The sequence below is a fragment of the Pseudomonas sp. TH08 genome, assembly GCF_016651275.1.
In the GTDB taxonomy this organism is placed as follows: Bacteria; Pseudomonadota; Gammaproteobacteria; order Pseudomonadales; family Pseudomonadaceae; genus Aquipseudomonas.
The window spans coordinates 211,874-226,567 of sequence record NZ_JAEKEE010000005.1 but is presented as its reverse complement, the minus strand read 5'-3'; the positions used below and the strand labels follow the sequence as shown (position 1 = coordinate 226,567).

The 14,694-nt window shown below is 59.6% G+C and carries 18 protein-coding genes; 11 read left to right on the top strand and 7 right to left on the bottom strand.

Features of this window, described 5'->3' with window-relative positions; genetic code table 11:
- Window positions 1-52 precede the first annotated feature (52 nt).
- From JFT91_RS24475 to JFT91_RS24430, 10 genes are all read left to right on the top strand, one after another.
- On the top strand, window positions 53-1,027 hold the full coding sequence (locus JFT91_RS24475; RefSeq protein ID WP_201227961.1) for a KpsF/GutQ family sugar-phosphate isomerase: 975 nt from the start codon (window positions 53-55) through the stop codon (window positions 1,025-1,027).
- Window positions 1,027-1,551, top strand: coding sequence for a KdsC family phosphatase (locus tag JFT91_RS24470; protein ID WP_201227962.1), 525 nt, complete (start codon window positions 1,027-1,029; stop codon window positions 1,549-1,551). Before JFT91_RS24475 ends, JFT91_RS24470 begins: the two co-directional genes overlap by 1 nt.
- Window positions 1,552-1,559: 8 nt before the next feature.
- A complete protein-coding gene (gene lptC, locus JFT91_RS24465) occupies window positions 1,560-2,132 on the top strand; it encodes an LPS export ABC transporter periplasmic protein LptC (protein ID WP_201227963.1) in 573 nt (190 codons plus the stop codon).
- Entirely contained in the window at window positions 2,119-2,667 is a 549-nt protein-coding gene (lptA, locus tag JFT91_RS24460) for a lipopolysaccharide transport periplasmic protein LptA (protein WP_201227964.1), read from the top strand. The genes lptC and lptA overlap by 14 nt, the downstream gene beginning before the upstream one ends.
- Window positions 2,667-3,392 carry an LPS export ABC transporter ATP-binding protein gene (gene lptB / locus JFT91_RS24455; RefSeq protein WP_201227965.1) on the top strand — a complete coding sequence of 242 codons (726 nt, stop codon included), beginning with the start codon at window positions 2,667-2,669 and terminating at the stop codon, window positions 3,390-3,392. Before lptA ends, lptB begins: the two co-directional genes overlap by 1 nt.
- A 187-nt stretch (window positions 3,393-3,579) precedes the next feature.
- Entirely contained in the window at window positions 3,580-5,073 is a 1,494-nt protein-coding gene (locus JFT91_RS24450) for an RNA polymerase factor sigma-54 (RefSeq protein ID WP_201227966.1), read from the top strand.
- A 73-nt stretch (window positions 5,074-5,146) separates the two neighbouring features.
- On the top strand, window positions 5,147-5,455 hold the full coding sequence (hpf, locus tag JFT91_RS24445; RefSeq protein ID WP_007912419.1) for a ribosome hibernation-promoting factor, HPF/YfiA family: 309 nt from the start codon (window positions 5,147-5,149) through the stop codon (window positions 5,453-5,455).
- Between the two features lie 11 nt (window positions 5,456-5,466).
- A complete protein-coding gene (gene ptsN / locus JFT91_RS24440) occupies window positions 5,467-5,931 on the top strand; it encodes a PTS IIA-like nitrogen regulatory protein PtsN (RefSeq protein ID WP_201234135.1) in 465 nt (154 codons plus the stop codon).
- 2 nt (window positions 5,932-5,933) lie between these two features.
- The gene (gene rapZ, locus JFT91_RS24435) at window positions 5,934-6,791 is read left to right on the top strand and encodes an RNase adapter RapZ (protein WP_201149533.1); all 858 of its coding nucleotides are present in this window, start codon (window positions 5,934-5,936) and stop codon (window positions 6,789-6,791) included.
- Window positions 6,792-6,806: 15 nt separating this feature from the next.
- Complete coding sequence (locus JFT91_RS24430; protein WP_201234134.1) at window positions 6,807-7,082, top strand: HPr family phosphocarrier protein; 276 nt, start codon at window positions 6,807-6,809, stop codon at window positions 7,080-7,082.
- Between the two features lie 126 nt (window positions 7,083-7,208).
- On the opposite strand, the gene JFT91_RS24425 is transcribed toward JFT91_RS24430, so the two are convergent.
- From JFT91_RS24425 to pmbA, 6 genes are all read right to left on the bottom strand, one after another.
- A complete protein-coding gene (locus JFT91_RS24425) occupies window positions 7,209-8,102 on the bottom strand; it encodes a ZIP family metal transporter (protein WP_201234133.1) in 894 nt (297 codons plus the stop codon).
- Between the two features lie 30 nt (window positions 8,103-8,132).
- Window positions 8,133-8,744 (bottom strand): superoxide dismutase, encoded by a 612-nt coding sequence (locus tag JFT91_RS24420; protein WP_201234132.1) that lies wholly within the window; start codon window positions 8,742-8,744, stop codon window positions 8,133-8,135.
- Between the two features lies 1 nt (window position 8,745).
- On the bottom strand, window positions 8,746-9,186 hold the full coding sequence (locus JFT91_RS24415; protein WP_008085084.1) for a DUF2753 family protein: 441 nt from the start codon (window positions 9,184-9,186) through the stop codon (window positions 8,746-8,748).
- Window positions 9,187-9,213: 27 nt separating this feature from the next.
- Window positions 9,214-10,590: a class II fumarate hydratase gene (locus JFT91_RS24410; RefSeq protein ID WP_201234131.1), complete on the bottom strand. Its 1,377-nt coding sequence runs from the start codon at window positions 10,588-10,590 to the stop codon at window positions 9,214-9,216.
- Window positions 10,571-10,978: a FagA protein gene (locus JFT91_RS24405; protein ID WP_201149527.1), complete on the bottom strand. Its 408-nt coding sequence runs from the start codon at window positions 10,976-10,978 to the stop codon at window positions 10,571-10,573. The genes JFT91_RS24410 and JFT91_RS24405 overlap by 20 nt, the downstream gene beginning before the upstream one ends.
- Before the next feature lie 239 nt (window positions 10,979-11,217).
- Complete coding sequence (gene pmbA / locus JFT91_RS24400) at window positions 11,218-12,564, bottom strand: metalloprotease PmbA (protein ID WP_518524894.1); 1,347 nt, start codon at window positions 12,562-12,564, stop codon at window positions 11,218-11,220.
- Between the two features lie 108 nt (window positions 12,565-12,672).
- On the opposite strand from pmbA, the gene yjgA reads away from it, so the two are divergent.
- Complete coding sequence (gene yjgA, locus JFT91_RS24395) at window positions 12,673-13,197, top strand: ribosome biogenesis factor YjgA (RefSeq protein ID WP_008085091.1); 525 nt, start codon at window positions 12,673-12,675, stop codon at window positions 13,195-13,197.
- Window positions 13,198-13,248: 51 nt separating this feature from the next.
- Here the strand turns inward: yjgA and tldD are convergent, their stop codons facing one another.
- The gene (tldD, locus tag JFT91_RS24390; RefSeq protein ID WP_122606067.1) at window positions 13,249-14,691 is read right to left on the bottom strand and encodes a metalloprotease TldD; all 1,443 of its coding nucleotides are present in this window, start codon (window positions 14,689-14,691) and stop codon (window positions 13,249-13,251) included.
- Window positions 14,692-14,694: the final 3 nt, after the last annotated feature.

Sequence of the window (14,694 nt, the reverse complement as noted above, 5' to 3'; positions counted from 1 at the left end):
CAACATAACCGCTATAATCGCCGCCTTTTCATCGGGCTATACGATTTCTGACATGAGCCAATCCAGCGACCTGATTCAATCGGCACAACGCACCATCCAACTCGAAGTGGAGGCCGTACAAGGCTTGTTGCCCCATATCGACGCCGATTTCGTACGCGCTTGCGAGATGATTCTGGCCAGCAAAGGCCGTGTAGTCGTGGTCGGCATGGGCAAGTCCGGGCACGTCGGCAACAAGATTGCCGCCACCCTGGCCAGCACCGGCACCCCGGCATTTTTCGTACACCCGGCCGAAGCCAGTCATGGCGACATGGGCATGATCACCCGCGATGACGTGATTCTCGCCCTGTCCAACTCGGGCTCGACCAACGAAATCGTCACCCTGCTGCCGCTGATCAAACGCCTGGGCATCCAGTTGATCAGCGTCACTGGCAACCCGCAGTCGCCGCTGGCCAAGGCTGCCGAGGTCAATCTCAATGTTCACGTCGAACATGAAGCCTGCCCGCTGAACCTCGCACCGACTTCATCGACCACCGCCGCGCTGGTCATGGGCGATGCCCTGGCCGTCGCGCTGCTCGAAGCACGCGGCTTTACCGCAGAAGACTTCGCCTTTTCCCATCCCGGTGGAGCCCTCGGCCGTCGCCTGTTGCTGAAAGTCGAGAACGTCATGCATGCCGGGCAGGAACTGCCGCAGGTACAACGCGGCACCCTGCTCAAGGATGCGCTGATGGAAATGACCCGCAAGGGTCTGGGCATGACCGCCATCCTTGAAGCCGATGGCAAACTGGCCGGGATCTTCACTGACGGCGACTTGCGTCGCACCCTGGATCGCAGCATCGATATCCGCAGCGCCACCATCGACCAGGTGATGACGGCTCACGGCAAGACCGCCCGGCCCGAAATGCTCGCTGCCGAGGCCCTGAAAATCATGGAAGACCACCGAATCAACGCATTGGTAGTTGTCGACGAGGAGGATCGCCCGATCGGCGCATTCAACCTTTCCGATCTGCTGCGCGCAGGAGTGATGTAATGAGCAACGATCTGCTGCAACGCGGCAAAGCGATCAAACTGGCGGTCTTCGACGTCGACGGCGTTCTCACTGACGGGCGCCTGTATTTCCTTGAAGACGGCAGCGAATTCAAGACGTTCAACACGCTCGACGGCCAAGGCATCAAAATGCTGATGAATGCTGGCGTGCAAACCGCCATTATCAGCGGCCGGAAAACGCCGGTGGTTGAGCGTCGGGCGAAAAACCTGGGCATCCCGCATCTTTTTCAGGGACGCGAAGACAAATTGGTCGTTCTCGACGGTCTACTCGAACAACTGGGCCTAAGCTATGAACAGGTCGCCTACCTCGGTGACGACCTGCCTGACCTGCCGGTGATCCGCCGCGTCGGTCTGGGCATGGCGGTCGCCAACGCTGCCGATTTCGTCCGCGAACACGCTCACGGCGTGACCCGCGCCCGTGGTGGCGAAGGTGCCGCCCGCGAATTCTGCGAATTGATCCTGCGCGCCCAGGGCTGCCTTGATGCAGCCAATGCCGCGTACTTGTGAGCCAAACCATGTTTAGCAAAAAATTTCGCAATTTCCTGCTGTTCGGTTGCATCGCTGCGATTTTCGCAGCGGTCGGCTATTGGAACATCAGCCCGGAACGCTTCCTCGACAAGCCGCCGGTCTCTTCGACCGAAAGCCCGATCGACTGGTATGCAACCAACACGCACACCCTGCAATACCTGCCAGACGGCAAGGTGCAGTATGAAATGACCTCCGACAAAGCCGAGCACGTCAAGGCGACCGACATTACGCTGGTCACCAAACCCGACCTGAACATGTACCGCGGCACCGATTTTCCGTGGCACGTGACCAGTGAACGCGGCGAAGTGAACTCGGGCGGCACTCAGGTTGAATTGATCGATTCGGTGCGTATCAAACGCACCGATGAAAAGAAGCGTGATCTGTTGGTGACCTCTACGCGCATGACAGTGTTCCCACAGGAGCAATATGCGCAGACCGAGCAACCCGTTAGAATCGACGGCGCTGGCGGTGTATCGACTGGCGTTGGAATGAAAGCGTATCTGAAGGACAGCAGGATACACCTGCTATCGAACGTAAGAGGACAGTATGAGGCTCGTTAAAACCCTCCCTATTTTGCTCAGTCTGGGCGCAGCACTGGGAAGCGTGAGCGCCTGGGCTCTGCCGAACGATCAAGAGCAGCCAATCCGCATTCAGGCCGACGATGCCCAGCTGGACGACAAGAATGGCGTTGCCACCTATAAGGGTGACGTGATCATCACTCAGGGTTCGATGAAGGTGACCGGTAATACCGTGACCATCACCCGCACCCCGGCAGGTGATATCGACGTGGTGACCTCGGTGGGCAACCTGGCTTACTTCGAGCAGTTGCAAACGGCTGGCGATACCAAACCGGTTCAAGGCTGGGGTGTCACCATCCAGTACCATGCCGCGCAAAACCGCGTCGTGCTGATCGACAAGGCCAAAGTTGTCGACAAGGACAACAACGTGACCCAAGGCGAGAAAATCGTCTACGACACGGTGAAAAAACTGGCCAGCGCTGGCCGCGCTACCGGCAGCAAAGTCACCGAAGCGCGTCCGCGCATTGACATGGTGATTCAGCCGAAGCCGAAAAACGACCAGAAAAAGGCCCCGTAATGGCAACTCTGAAAGCTCAGCATCTGGCCAAGGCGTATAAAAGTCGTCAGGTCGTGCGTGATGTCAGCCTGTCCATCGACAGCGGTCAGATCGTCGGTCTGCTGGGCCCTAACGGCGCCGGCAAGACCACCTGCTTCTACATGATCGTTGGCCTGGTCCAGGCTGATCAGGGTCGCGTACTGATCGATGATCTGGACGTCAGCCACCAGCCAATGCACGGCCGCGCCAAGGCCGGCATCGGCTATCTGCCGCAAGAAGCGTCGATCTTCCGCAAACTGTCGGTAGCCGACAACATCATGGCCATCCTCGAAACCCGTCAGGAGCTCGACAAGGCCGGCCGTCGCAAGGAACTGGAAAGCCTGCTGCAGGAATTCCACATCACACACATCCGCGACAACCTCGGCATGAGCCTGTCCGGTGGTGAGCGCCGCCGTGTGGAAATCGCCCGCGCGCTGGCCACTGCACCGAAATTCATCCTGCTCGACGAACCGTTCGCCGGTGTCGATCCGATCTCGGTCGGCGACATCAAGCAGATCATCCACCATCTCAAGGCCAAGGGCATCGGTGTACTGATCACCGACCACAACGTGCGCGAGACACTGGATATCTGCGAAACCGCTTACATCGTCAACGACGGCCAACTGATCGCCGAAGGTGACGCCGAGACCATCCTCGCCAACGATCTGGTCAAGGAAGTGTATCTGGGTCACGAGTTCCGCCTCTAAGCGCGACAGTGCCCGGTGCGCCGCCGGGGCGCTGTATCGGTTCAAGCGCAATTTAATACGCTTTAATTGTTACAGCGCTCTAGGCAAACACTTCAGTTTCAGGCATATAATTTGCTTAAGTTTGGCGCTTCGGCGCCCTGTAGTGGATGGCGCATAGCGCCGGCGAATAAGGTGTTAAGCCCCTGCCATGAAACCATCGCTAGTCTTGAGAATGGGCCAGCAGCTGACGATGACACCGCAGCTGCAACAGGCCATCCGCCTGCTCCAATTGTCGACCCTGGATCTGCAACAGGAAATCCAGGAGGCTCTGGAATCCAATCCGATGCTCGAACGCCAGGAAGAAGGCGAAGACTTCGACAACTCCGATCCTCTGGCCGACAACACCGAACAGAAGCCCAACACTGAGATCCAGGAACCCTCCTATCAGGAAACCGCACCGACGGTGGACAACCTTGAGGACGGCGACTGGAGCGAGCGCATCCCCAACGAACTGCCGGTCGACACCGCCTGGGAAGACGTCTACCAGACCAGCGCCAGCAGCCTGCCCAGCAGCGACGATGACGAGTGGGACTTCACCACCCGCACCTCCGCCGGCGAAAGCCTGCAAAGCCATCTGCTCTGGCAACTGAACCTCGCACCGATGTCCGACACAGATCGCCTGATCGCCGTGACCCTGATCGATTGCATCAACAATCAGGGCTATCTGGACGAAACTCTCGAAGAGATCCTCGAAGCGTTCGATCCGGAACTGGACATCGAGCTGGACGAAATCGAAGCCGTGCTGCACCGCATCCAGCAATTCGAACCGGCCGGCATCGGCGCGCGCAATCTCAGCGAATGCCTGTTGTTGCAATTGCGCCAACTCTCGGCCAAGACTCCTTGGCTGGCGGAAGCCAAACGCCTGGTCAGCGATTACATCGACTTGCTGGGCAGCCGCGATTACAGCCAGTTGATGCGCCGCATGAAACTCAAGGAAGACGAACTGCGCCAGGTCATCGAACTGGTGCAAAGTCTCAATCCGCGTCCGGGCTCGCAGATCGAATCCACCGAAGCCGAGTACGTCGTCCCTGACGTTATCGTGCGCAAGGACAACGAGCGCTGGCTGGTCGAGCTGAATCAGGAATCGGTGCCACGCCTGCGGGTCAACGCGCAGTACGCCGGTTTTGTCCGCCGCGCCGACACCAGCGCCGACAACACCTTCATGCGCAATCAGTTGCAGGAAGCTCGCTGGTTCATCAAGAGCCTGCAAAGCCGCAACGAAACCCTGATGAAAGTAGCCACCCAGATCGTCGAGCATCAGCGCGGTTTTCTGGAGTACGGCGACGAAGCCATGAAGCCGCTGGTTCTGCACGACATCGCTGAAGCGGTGGGCATGCATGAATCGACGATCTCCCGGGTGACCACGCAGAAATTCATGCATACCCCGCGCGGTATTTATGAACTGAAATACTTTTTCTCCAGCCACGTCAGCACCTCCGAAGGCGGTGAATGCTCGTCCACGGCGATCCGCGCGATCATCAAAAAACTGGTTGCGGCGGAAAATCAGAAAAAGCCGTTGAGTGACAGCAAGATCGCTGGTTTACTGGAGGCACAAGGCATTCAGGTGGCTCGCCGCACCGTCGCCAAGTACCGCGAATCCTTAGGGATCGCGCCTTCGAGCGAACGCAAGCGGTTGATGTAAGCCACGTTACAGCGTTCCAGTGGCAGGCTATCCAGCCTGCCGCTTTATGCACTGGCAACGAAGGAGAAGCTGTATGCAAGTCAACATCAGTGGACACCAACTGGAAGTGACCCAACCTCTGCGTTCCTACATCGAGGAAAAACTCCAACGACTGGAACGACATTTCGACAAGATCACCAACGTGCAAGTCACGATGTGCGTCGAAAAGCTGAAGCAGAAAATCGAAGCCACCTTGCATATACCCGGCAGCGAAGTGGTCGCCAATGCGGAAGATACCGATATGTACGCGGCGATCGACTCACTGACCGACAAGCTGGACCGTCAACTCAAAAAGCATAAGGAAAAGACCCAGAGCCTGCTCCAGGGCGCCACCGGTCGATAACCCCCCACTCCATGATCCGACTTGAAAGTATCCTGACCCCCGGCCGTTCCCTCGTGAACGTGCCGGGCGGCAGTAAAAAGAAAGCCCTCGAACAAATTGCCAACCTGATCGCCCGCGAAGTGCCGGATCTGGAGATGCAAGATGTCTTCGAGGCCCTGATCGCCCGTGAAAAACTCGGTTCCACCGGTTTTGGCAACGGCATCGCCATTCCTCACTGCCGCCTCAAGGGTTGCCAGTCGCCTATCAGCGCCTTGATGCACCTTGAAGCGCCGATCGATTTCGACGCCATCGACGGCGCGCCGGTTGACCTGCTGTTCGTATTGCTGGTCCCGGAAGCCGCCACCGATGCGCACCTGGAGTTGCTGCGTCAGATCGCCAGCATGCTCGATCGCAAGGACGTACGCGATAAACTGCGCAGCGCTGCGAGCAACGAAGCCTTGTACCAGGTCGTACTGGACGAGCAAAACGGGCAGTAATCATGCGCTTGATCATTGTCAGCGGCCGTTCCGGCTCGGGTAAAAGTACCGCCCTGGATGTCCTTGAGGACAACGGCTATTACTGCATCGACAACCTGCCCGCCGGCTTGCTGCCGGAATTGGCCGAACGTGCCCTGATCCACACTGAGCTGGCGCAACCGCTGGTGGCCGTGTCGATTGATGCGCGCAACCTGCCAAGCCATCTGACACGGTTTCCCGAGCTGCTTGAAGATGTCCGCAGCAAACACATCCAGTGCGATGTCCTGTATCTGGATGCTGATGAAGAAACCCTGCTCAAGCGTTTTTCCGAGACTCGCCGTCGCCACCCGCTGAGCAACGCCAACCGCTCGCTGGCCGAAGCGATTCAAGATGAAACAGCCCTGCTCGGCCCCATCGCCGACCTCGCCGATCTGAAGATCAACACCACCAGTCTGAACCTGTACCAGTTGCGCGATACCATCAAGCTGCGGCTGCTGAATCAGCCTGAGCCCGGCACGGCGTTTCTGGTCGAGTCATTCGGCTTCAAACGCGGCATGCCGGTGGACGCGGATCTGGTGTTCGACGTGCGCTGCCTGCCCAACCCTTACTGGAAGCCGGAACTGCGAGCGCAATCGGGGCTTGATGCGCCAGTGGCCGACTATCTGGCGGCGCAGCCGGAGGTCGAAGAAATGTTCCAGGACATCTTCACCTACCTGCACAAGTGGCTACCACGCTTTGCGGCGAGCAACCGTGCTTACGTCACCATCGCCATTGGCTGCACCGGCGGGCACCACCGCTCCGTCTACCTGACCGAACGCTTGGGTCAGGCCCTGCAGAAAACCCTGAAGAACGTCCAGGTTCGCCACCGCGACCTCACTTAAAGGATTCACACCGCGATGCCTGCTCTGGAAATCGAAATCATCAATAAACTGGGTTTGCATGCCCGCGCGTCGGCCAAGTTTGTTGGCGTTGCCGGGCAGTTTCCGGATTGCACAATCAGAGTGGGCCGTACGCCGGAGACCACGGTCGACGGTAAAAGCATCATGGCGATGATGATGCTCGCCGCTGGCAAGGGCACGAAAATTTATCTGAGCACTGAAGGTGAGCAGGCTGACGAAGCCTTGCAGGCATTGGTGAATCTGATCAACGACTATTTTGGCGAAGGCGGCTGATCGCCTGTGGCGAGGAGCTTGCTCCCGCTCGGCTGCGTAGCAGTCGTCAATGCGGTGCAACTGGCAGATGGCTAATGGGGCCGCTTCGTAGCCCAGCGGGAGCAAGCTCCCTCGCCACAATTCAACTCAACCCAACGCGGTATCCATCACCATCATCAGACAAAACCCGATCAACAGCCCAAGACTGGCTAATTTGTCATGACCATTGCGTCGCGACTCCGGGATGACTTCGTGGGTCACCACCAGCAACATCGCCCCCGCCGCCAACGCCAGACCCAATGGCAACAACACCTGCGCCAGGCTGACCAGCCATGCACACAACAGCGCAAACACCGGCTCGACCAAGCCTGATGCCGCCCCGATCAGGAACGCCTTGACCCGCGACATTCCCGCCCCGGCCAACACCAGCGCAATCACCAGACCTTCCGGCACATCCTGCAGGGCAATGCCCATCGCCAGACTGTCCGCGTCGGGCATGCCGCCGCCGGCAGAAACGCCGACAGCCATGCCTTCAGGGATGTTATGGGCAATGATGGCGAACACAAATAACCAGATCCGCGGCGGAATAACCGGGTGCTCGAGCGTACCGACAAGCATTTCCGGCGAGGCGCCCGACAGCTTGCGGTCAACCAGATAGAGACCGAATGCCCCCAGCATGATGCCGAAGCAGATCAGGCCACTGGAACCCCACGCCGTCAGACCCAGGCTTTCGGCGGCGGCGATACCCGGTACGATCAGCGAAAACGCGGTCGCTGCCAGCATCACCCCGGCACCAAAGCCCAACAAGGTATCGCTGAGTGCTTGCGGCATGCGCCGAATGACCAGCACCGGCACAGCGCCGAGCGCCGTGCCGAGGGCGCAGATCGCCCCGCCTTGCAACGCCCGCGACAGTCTCGGCTCCAGATCCAGCCATTGTAGTCCGTGAGCGACCAGCAAGGTCATACCCGCCAACAGCAGCAGCGATCCCACTGCGTAACGAAACATACGCCCACTTCCGATCGCCAGTGTTTCAGTGCCCATAGTCAGCCTTGGATTGTTTTTATAGGAGACTTAAACCAGTGCGGCCTGATAGCGCGCAGCCACTTCAGGCCAATTGATCACGTTGTAAAAAGCGTTGATGTATTCCGGGCGACGGTTCTGGTAGCGCAGGTAATAGGCGTGCTCCCAGACGTCGAGGCCGAGAATCGGCGTATTGCCATTCATCAATGGGCTGTCCTGATTACCGCTGCTTTCCACGATCAGTTTTTTCTCCGGGGTCACGCTGAGCCACGCCCAACCGCTGCCGAAACGGGTCAGTGCGGCTTTGGTGAAGGCTTCCTTGAAGCTCTCGAGACCGCCCAGATGTTCGTCGATGGCCTTGGCCAGCGCGCCGTCCGGTTTACCGCCGCCGTTGGGCACCATGACTTCCCAGAACAGCGAATGGTTGGCGTGACCACCGCCCTGATTGATCACCGCTGCACGAAGTTTTTCCGGCAGTTGCTGAACGCTGGCGACGAGTTTTTCCACCGGCCACTCGGCGTACTCAGTGCCTTCTACCGCCGCGTTGAGGTTATTGATGTAGGTCTGGTGATGCTTGGTGTAGTGGATCTCCATGGTCTGCGCATCGATGTGCGGTTCGAGGGCGTCGTAGGCGTAAGGCAAGGCAGGCAGGGTAAAAGCCATTTCAATGGACTCCATGGTGATGTGGGGCAGGCGCGCGGCGCGCATTGCCGGTATCCGGGTGCAACAGGCGCTGGGTGCGCGGGTATTCGCCGTGCTCGCTGATGAAATTCAGCAGTTCGACGTAAGTTTTGCTGCTCTGGCGCAGCGCCGCTTCACGCAGTGCCGGGCGCAGGCGCTCGTCCTGCATGGTCTGCAACAGCCGTTGGTGGATGGCACAGAGGTACTCGGCGCTTTCCTCCGGCTGATTCAGGCGCAGGTGCAAGTCGGCCAGGTTATGGTGGGAGATGACGCAGGCCGCCACCGCTTCGTCGGCATCCGCCCAGCGTTCGTACAGCACTTGTGCCAGGGCCAGGGCTTGCAAGTAAGCCTCGCGGGCGTCGATCAGTTCGCCCAGCATGAAGCAGCGATTGGCCCGTTCGATCGTGCGTTTCCAGTGCTCCATGGTGAGCCTCCAAAGCGGTTGCGGTGCTTACACGCCGCCGGCGGTGAGTTTCTCGGGATTGAGCAACTCTTCCAGTTGGCTGCGCGACAGATCGGTGTGTTCCAGGGCAACGTCGATCACTGCACGACCTTCCTTGTAGGCCTGCTTGGCGATTTCCGCGGCTTTCTGGTAGCCGATGATCGGGTTGAGCGCGGTGACCAGAATCGGGTTGCGCGACAACGCTTCTTTCAAGCGCGATTCGTTGACCTTGAAGCTGGCGATGGCTTTGTCACCGAGCAGGCGGCTGGAGTTGGCCAGCAGTTCGATGCTGCTCAGCAGGTTCTGCGCAATGATCGGCAGCATTACGTTCAACTCGAAATTGCCCGACTGCCCGGCGATGGTGATCACCGAATCGTTGCCGATCACTTGCGCGGCGACCATGGCGGTGGCTTCCGGAATCACCGGATTGACTTTGCCCGGCATGATTGACGAACCCGGTTGCAAAGCTTGCAGTTCGATTTCGCCGAGGCCCGCGAGCGGCCCGGAGTTCATCCAGCGCAGGTCATTGGCGATTTTCATCAGCGACACGGCGATCGCTTTGAGTTGCCCGGAGGCGGCGACGGCAGTGTCCTGCGAGCCAATCAGCGCAAACAGGTCCTTGCCCGGGGTGAATTGCACGTCGGTCAGTTGGCTTAGTTGACGGCTGAAACGTGCGGCAAACTCAGGATGTGCGTTGATCCCGGTGCCGACCGCTGTGCCGCCCTGCGCCAGCGATTGCAGACTTGGCAGCAGATCCTGCAGATGGCCAATGTTGGCCTTGAGTTGTTGCGCCCAACCGTTGAGCACCTGACTCATGCGTACCGGCATGGCGTCCATCAAATGGGTACGGCCGGTTTTGACGTGGTGATGCACCTGCTCGGCTTTGCGCTCGATCACTTGCACCAGGTGCAACAGCGCCGGCAGCAGTTGTTCGTGCAGGGCCAGCGCGGCGCTGACGTGGATGGTGGTGGGGATGATGTCGTTGCTGCTCTGGCCGCAGTTGACGTGATCGTTGGCGTTCACTGGCTCGTCGAGCAGGCGGCTTGCGAGTGTTGCGATCACTTCGTTGGCGTTCATGTTGGAGCTGGTGCCGGAACCGGTCTGGAAGATATCCACCGGGAAATGCTGCATGAAGTCGCCTTCGAGCAAGCCTTGCGCGGCGTCGCTGATGGCTTTGCCCTGGGCGGCGCTGATCTGGTTGAGTTCGACGTTGGCGCGGGCAGCAGCGGCTTTGGCGAGGATCAGTGCGCGGATGAATTGCGTCGGCATCGGTTTGCCGCTGATCGGGAAGTTATCCACTGCGCGCTGGGTCTGCGCGCCGTAGAGAGCGTCCACTGGCACCTGCAGTTCGCCCATGCTGTCGCGCTCAATACGTGTCTTGGTCATCGGTAAATCCTTGGACTAATTCAATGAGAGGAATCGAGGGAAGCAACTCGCAGGTAGCGAGCTGCCAGGTGTAGCGTTGCCAGCGCTTGAGCCGGCAGTTGCACAGCGACAGACGCTCCATTTCACGCAATGGACGCCACGCTTGATCGAGACAGAGGCTGCGCCAGTGCCACGGCAACGCGATGTCGGTGGCGGTGTCGAGCAGCAAGCGGAAGGACGTTTCGGCGACCGTCCAGGGTGAGGTCGCGGTGCAACAAGACAGGTACCGGCCTTCGGCCAGGTAATGTTCGATCAGGCGCGGTTCGTCAGAATCCATCGCGCAACGGATCTGGCGACTCATCCAGCGCCAGCTTTCGAGGTACGGCTGCTCGTGCAAGGCAGAACTCATGATCCGAGGCTCATCCGATAATGAGATTTATTATTAGATGATAATGAGAACCAAAACAAGAGCGCGCGTTTTTGTAGGAGCCGAGCTTGCTCGCGAAGGCGTCGTGCCAGTCGACCTCAATATTGGCTGACACGACGTTTTCGCGAGCAAGCTCGGCTCCTACAAGGGCTTGGCTGCAGGCATGAAAAAGGCGCGGCATCCGGGAGGATGGCGCGCCTTTTTGTGTGACGGCTGGGGTTTTAGCTGCCCGCGACAGTCATCCGTTCGATCAACACCGAACCTGTGCGGATATTACTGCGCAGCTCAAGGTCGTTACCGACCGCGACGATCTGTTTGAACATGTCGCGCATGTTGCCGGCGATGGTCACTTCCTGCACCGCGAACTGAATTTCACCGTTCTCGACCCAGAAACCCGCCGCACCGCGCGAATAATCGCCGGTGACCATGTTCAAGCCATGGCCCATCAGCTCAGTGACCAACAACCCACGACCCATGCGCTTCAACAGCGCTGCCTGATCTTCGTCGCCATGGGTGACAAACAGGTTGTGCACGCCGCCCGCGTTCGCCGTGCTCGGCATGCCCAGTTTGCGACCGGAGTAAGTGCCGAGGATGTACGACACCAATTCGCCTTTTTCGACGAACGGTTTAGCGTAGGTCGCCAAACCATCGCCATCGTAGGAAGCGCTGCCCATTGCGCGCATCAGGTGCGGCCGCTCGTCGATGGTCAGCCACTCAGGGAACAGCTTCTGCCCCAACGTGCCTTCGAGGAATGACGATTTACGATACAGACTGCCGCCGGATACCGCCGAGAGGAAACTGCCGAACAAACCACCGGCCAGTTCTGCGGAAAACAGCACCGGCACTTCGCAGGTGGGTACCGGACGTGCGCCCAGACGGCTTGCCGCCCGTTGCGCCGCACGTTGGCCGATGCTCACCGGATCCGCCAGCAAGGTGCCCTGACGGCTCACGTCGTACCAGTAATCGCGCTGCATCTGGCCATCGGCCTCGGCAATCATCACGCAGCTCAGGCTGTGCCGGGTCGAGGCATAACCACCGACGAAACCGTGGCTGTTGCCGTAAACGCGGCAGCCTTGATGGGTGCTGAGCGTGGTGCCGTCGGCGTTCTTGATCCGCGCATCGGCATCAAATGCCGCCGCCTCACAGATAAGCGCTTTCTCGATGGCCTGCTCCGGGGTGATGTCCCATTCGTGGAACAGATCAAAATCCTGCAGATCCTTGGCCATCAACGCCGCATCGGCCAGGCCCGACGCTTCGTCCTCAGAGGTATGCTTGGCGATGGCCAGTGCGGCGGCGACAGTCTCGCGGATCGCATCCGGCCCAGTCGCAGACGTACTGGCCGAACCCTTGCGCTGACCGACGTACAGCGTGATGCCAAAGCCCTGATCGCGGTTGAACTCGACCGTCTCGACCTCGCGCTGACGCACCGACGTCGACAGCCCTTGTTCCAGCGACACCGCCACTTCGCAAGCACTGGCGCCCTGACGCTTGGCTTCGGCGATGATCTGCTCGACCTGTTCCTGCAGTGCCGGCAATGCCTGCGGGCCGACGCTTTGAACTGCACTCATGCTCATCTCCACTCAAATTCTGCTTTCGGCTGGGGCCATCGAGCGACCGGGCCGGACAAGCGGCCCCCGACTGGTTATCATGGCGGCGTTTCTTTGCGGACTGCCACCATGGTTGATTCTTACGACGACTCCCTCGATACGGGAGAAAAAAGCAAATCTCAGGTCAAACGCGAGCTGCATGCTCTGGTTGACCTTGGCGAGCGCCTTACAACACTCAAGCCTGACTTGGTGGCAAAACTGCCACTGACCGACGCGATGCGCCGTGCCTTGGCCGATGCGCCCAAGCACACCGCGAATATCGCGCGTAAACGGCACTTGCAGTTCATCGGCAAACTGATGCGCGATCAGGACACTGACGCGATTCTGACCTTGCTCGATCAACTCGATGCCTCGACTCGTCAGTACAACGAGCGTTTCCATAACCTGGAACGCTGGCGTGACCGCCTGATCGCTGGCGATGATGCCGTGCTGGAGAAATTCGTCGTCGAGTACCCGGACGCCGATCGCCAACAATTGCGTTCCCTGATCCGTCAGGCTCAGCACGAGGTTGCGCAAAACAAACCTCCTGCTTCCAGCCGCAAGATCTTCAAATACATCCGTGAGCTGGACGAGACTCAACGCGGCCTGCGTTGATATTCGTCACCGGGTGGTCGCCCTGTGCGCCACCCGCAGTTCCACCTCTCTTTATGCGCCCGTGCCACCCACGGTGATCGCATCGATTTTCAGCGTCGGCTGGCCAACACCCACTGGCACCGATTGCCCATCCTTGCCGCACGTACCCACACCGCTGTCCAACGCCAGATCGTTACCGACCATCGACACCCGGCTCATCGCCTCGGGGCCGTTGCCGATCAACGTCGCGCCTTTGACCGGCGCGGTGATCTTGCCGTCTTCGATCAGATACGCTTCGCTGGTGGAGAACACGAATTTTCCGCTGGTGATGTCGACCTGACCACCGCCAAGGTTGGCGCAGTAAATGCCCTTCTTCACCGAGGCAATGATTTCTGCCGGATCGCTTTCGCCGCCGAGCATGTAGGTATTGGTCATCCGTGGCATCGGCAGATGCGCATAGGATTCGCGACGACCGTTACCAGTGCGGGCCACGCCCATCAGACGCGCGTTGAGCTTGTCCTGCATGTAACCCTTGAGCACACCGTTTTCGATCAGCGTGGTGCATTCGGTCGGGGTGCCTTCATCATCCACGCTCAGCGAGCCACGACGACCACTCAAGGTGCCGTCATCGACAATGGTGCACAGTTTCGACGCAACCATCTCGCCCATGCGGCCGCTATACGCCGAACTGCCTTTGCGGTTGAAGTCGCCTTCCAGGCCGTGACCGACCGCTTCGTGCAACAGCACGCCAGACCAGCCCGAACCCAGCACCACCGGCAAAGTGCCGGCCGGCGCAGGAATCGCTTCGAGGTTCACCAGCGCCTGACGCAGCGCTTCACGGGCATAACCCATGGCACGGTCTTCAGCGAGGAAATAACGGTAGTCGGTACGCCCGCCGCCGCCGTGACCACCGCGCTCGCGACGGCCATTCTGTTCAACGATCACGCTGACATTGAAACGCACCAGCGGTCGCACATCGGCTGCCAGACCGCCGTCGGTGGACGCCACCAGAATCCGTTCCCAGACCCCGGCCATGCTCACGCTGACTTGTTGGATACGTGGGTCGAGAGCACGAGTGGCAACGTCGATGCGCTTGAGCAGCTCGACTTTCTCGGCGCGGCTCAGCACTTCCAGCGGATTGTCCGGCCCATAAAGTTGTGCGACATCTTGTGTGGTGAACGCCTGGACGGTGCCGTTCTGCCCGGCACGCGAGATCGAACGTGCGGCGCGGGCCGCAGCGCCGAGGGCTTCGAGGGTGATCGCATTGCTGTAAGCGAAGCCGGTTTTCTCACCGGACTGCGCGCGCACGCCAACCCCCTGATCGAGGTTGAAGCTGCCTTCCTTGACGATGCCATCTTCCAGTGCCCAGGACTCGGAGATCTGTCCCTGGAAATACAGGTCGGCCGCATCGATGCCCGGGCCGGCCAGATCGCCGAGCACGCCTTGCAGGCTCTCGATCGTCACACCGCCGGGGGCCAACAGGTGATCACTGACTGAGGACAACAACTCGCTCATAGG

Bases quoted from the DNA above. Each gene is read 5' to 3' on its own strand.
- JFT91_RS24475 (WP_201227961.1), top strand. From the start codon at position 53: ATGAGCCAATCCAGCGACCTGATTCAATCGGCACAACGCACCATCCAA.
- JFT91_RS24470 (WP_201227962.1), top strand. From the start codon at position 1,027: ATGAGCAACGATCTGCTGCAACGCGGCAAAGCGATCAAACTGGCGGTC.
- lptC (WP_201227963.1), top strand. From the start codon at position 1,560: ATGTTTAGCAAAAAATTTCGCAATTTCCTGCTGTTCGGTTGCATCGCT.
- lptA (WP_201227964.1), top strand. From the start codon at position 2,119: ATGAGGCTCGTTAAAACCCTCCCTATTTTGCTCAGTCTGGGCGCAGCA.
- lptB (WP_201227965.1), top strand. From the start codon at position 2,667: ATGGCAACTCTGAAAGCTCAGCATCTGGCCAAGGCGTATAAAAGTCGT.
- JFT91_RS24450 (WP_201227966.1), top strand. From the start codon at position 3,580: ATGAAACCATCGCTAGTCTTGAGAATGGGCCAGCAGCTGACGATGACA.
- hpf (WP_007912419.1), top strand. From the start codon at position 5,147: ATGCAAGTCAACATCAGTGGACACCAACTGGAAGTGACCCAACCTCTG.
- ptsN (WP_201234135.1), top strand. From the start codon at position 5,467: ATGATCCGACTTGAAAGTATCCTGACCCCCGGCCGTTCCCTCGTGAAC.
- rapZ (WP_201149533.1), top strand. From the start codon at position 5,934: ATGCGCTTGATCATTGTCAGCGGCCGTTCCGGCTCGGGTAAAAGTACC.
- JFT91_RS24430 (WP_201234134.1), top strand. From the start codon at position 6,807: ATGCCTGCTCTGGAAATCGAAATCATCAATAAACTGGGTTTGCATGCC.
- JFT91_RS24425 (WP_201234133.1), bottom strand. From the start codon at position 8,102: ATGGGCACTGAAACACTGGCGATCGGAAGTGGGCGTATGTTTCGTTAC.
- JFT91_RS24420 (WP_201234132.1), bottom strand. From the start codon at position 8,744: ATGGCTTTTACCCTGCCTGCCTTGCCTTACGCCTACGACGCCCTCGAA.
- JFT91_RS24415 (WP_008085084.1), bottom strand. From the start codon at position 9,186: ATGGAGCACTGGAAACGCACGATCGAACGGGCCAATCGCTGCTTCATG.
- JFT91_RS24410 (WP_201234131.1), bottom strand. From the start codon at position 10,590: ATGACCAAGACACGTATTGAGCGCGACAGCATGGGCGAACTGCAGGTG.
- JFT91_RS24405 (WP_201149527.1), bottom strand. From the start codon at position 10,978: ATGAGTTCTGCCTTGCACGAGCAGCCGTACCTCGAAAGCTGGCGCTGG.
- pmbA (WP_518524894.1), bottom strand. From the start codon at position 12,564: ATGAGTGCAGTTCAAAGCGTCGGCCCGCAGGCATTGCCGGCACTGCAG.
- yjgA (WP_008085091.1), top strand. From the start codon at position 12,673: ATGGTTGATTCTTACGACGACTCCCTCGATACGGGAGAAAAAAGCAAA.
- tldD (WP_122606067.1), bottom strand. From the start codon at position 14,691: ATGAGCGAGTTGTTGTCCTCAGTCAGTGATCACCTGTTGGCCCCCGGC.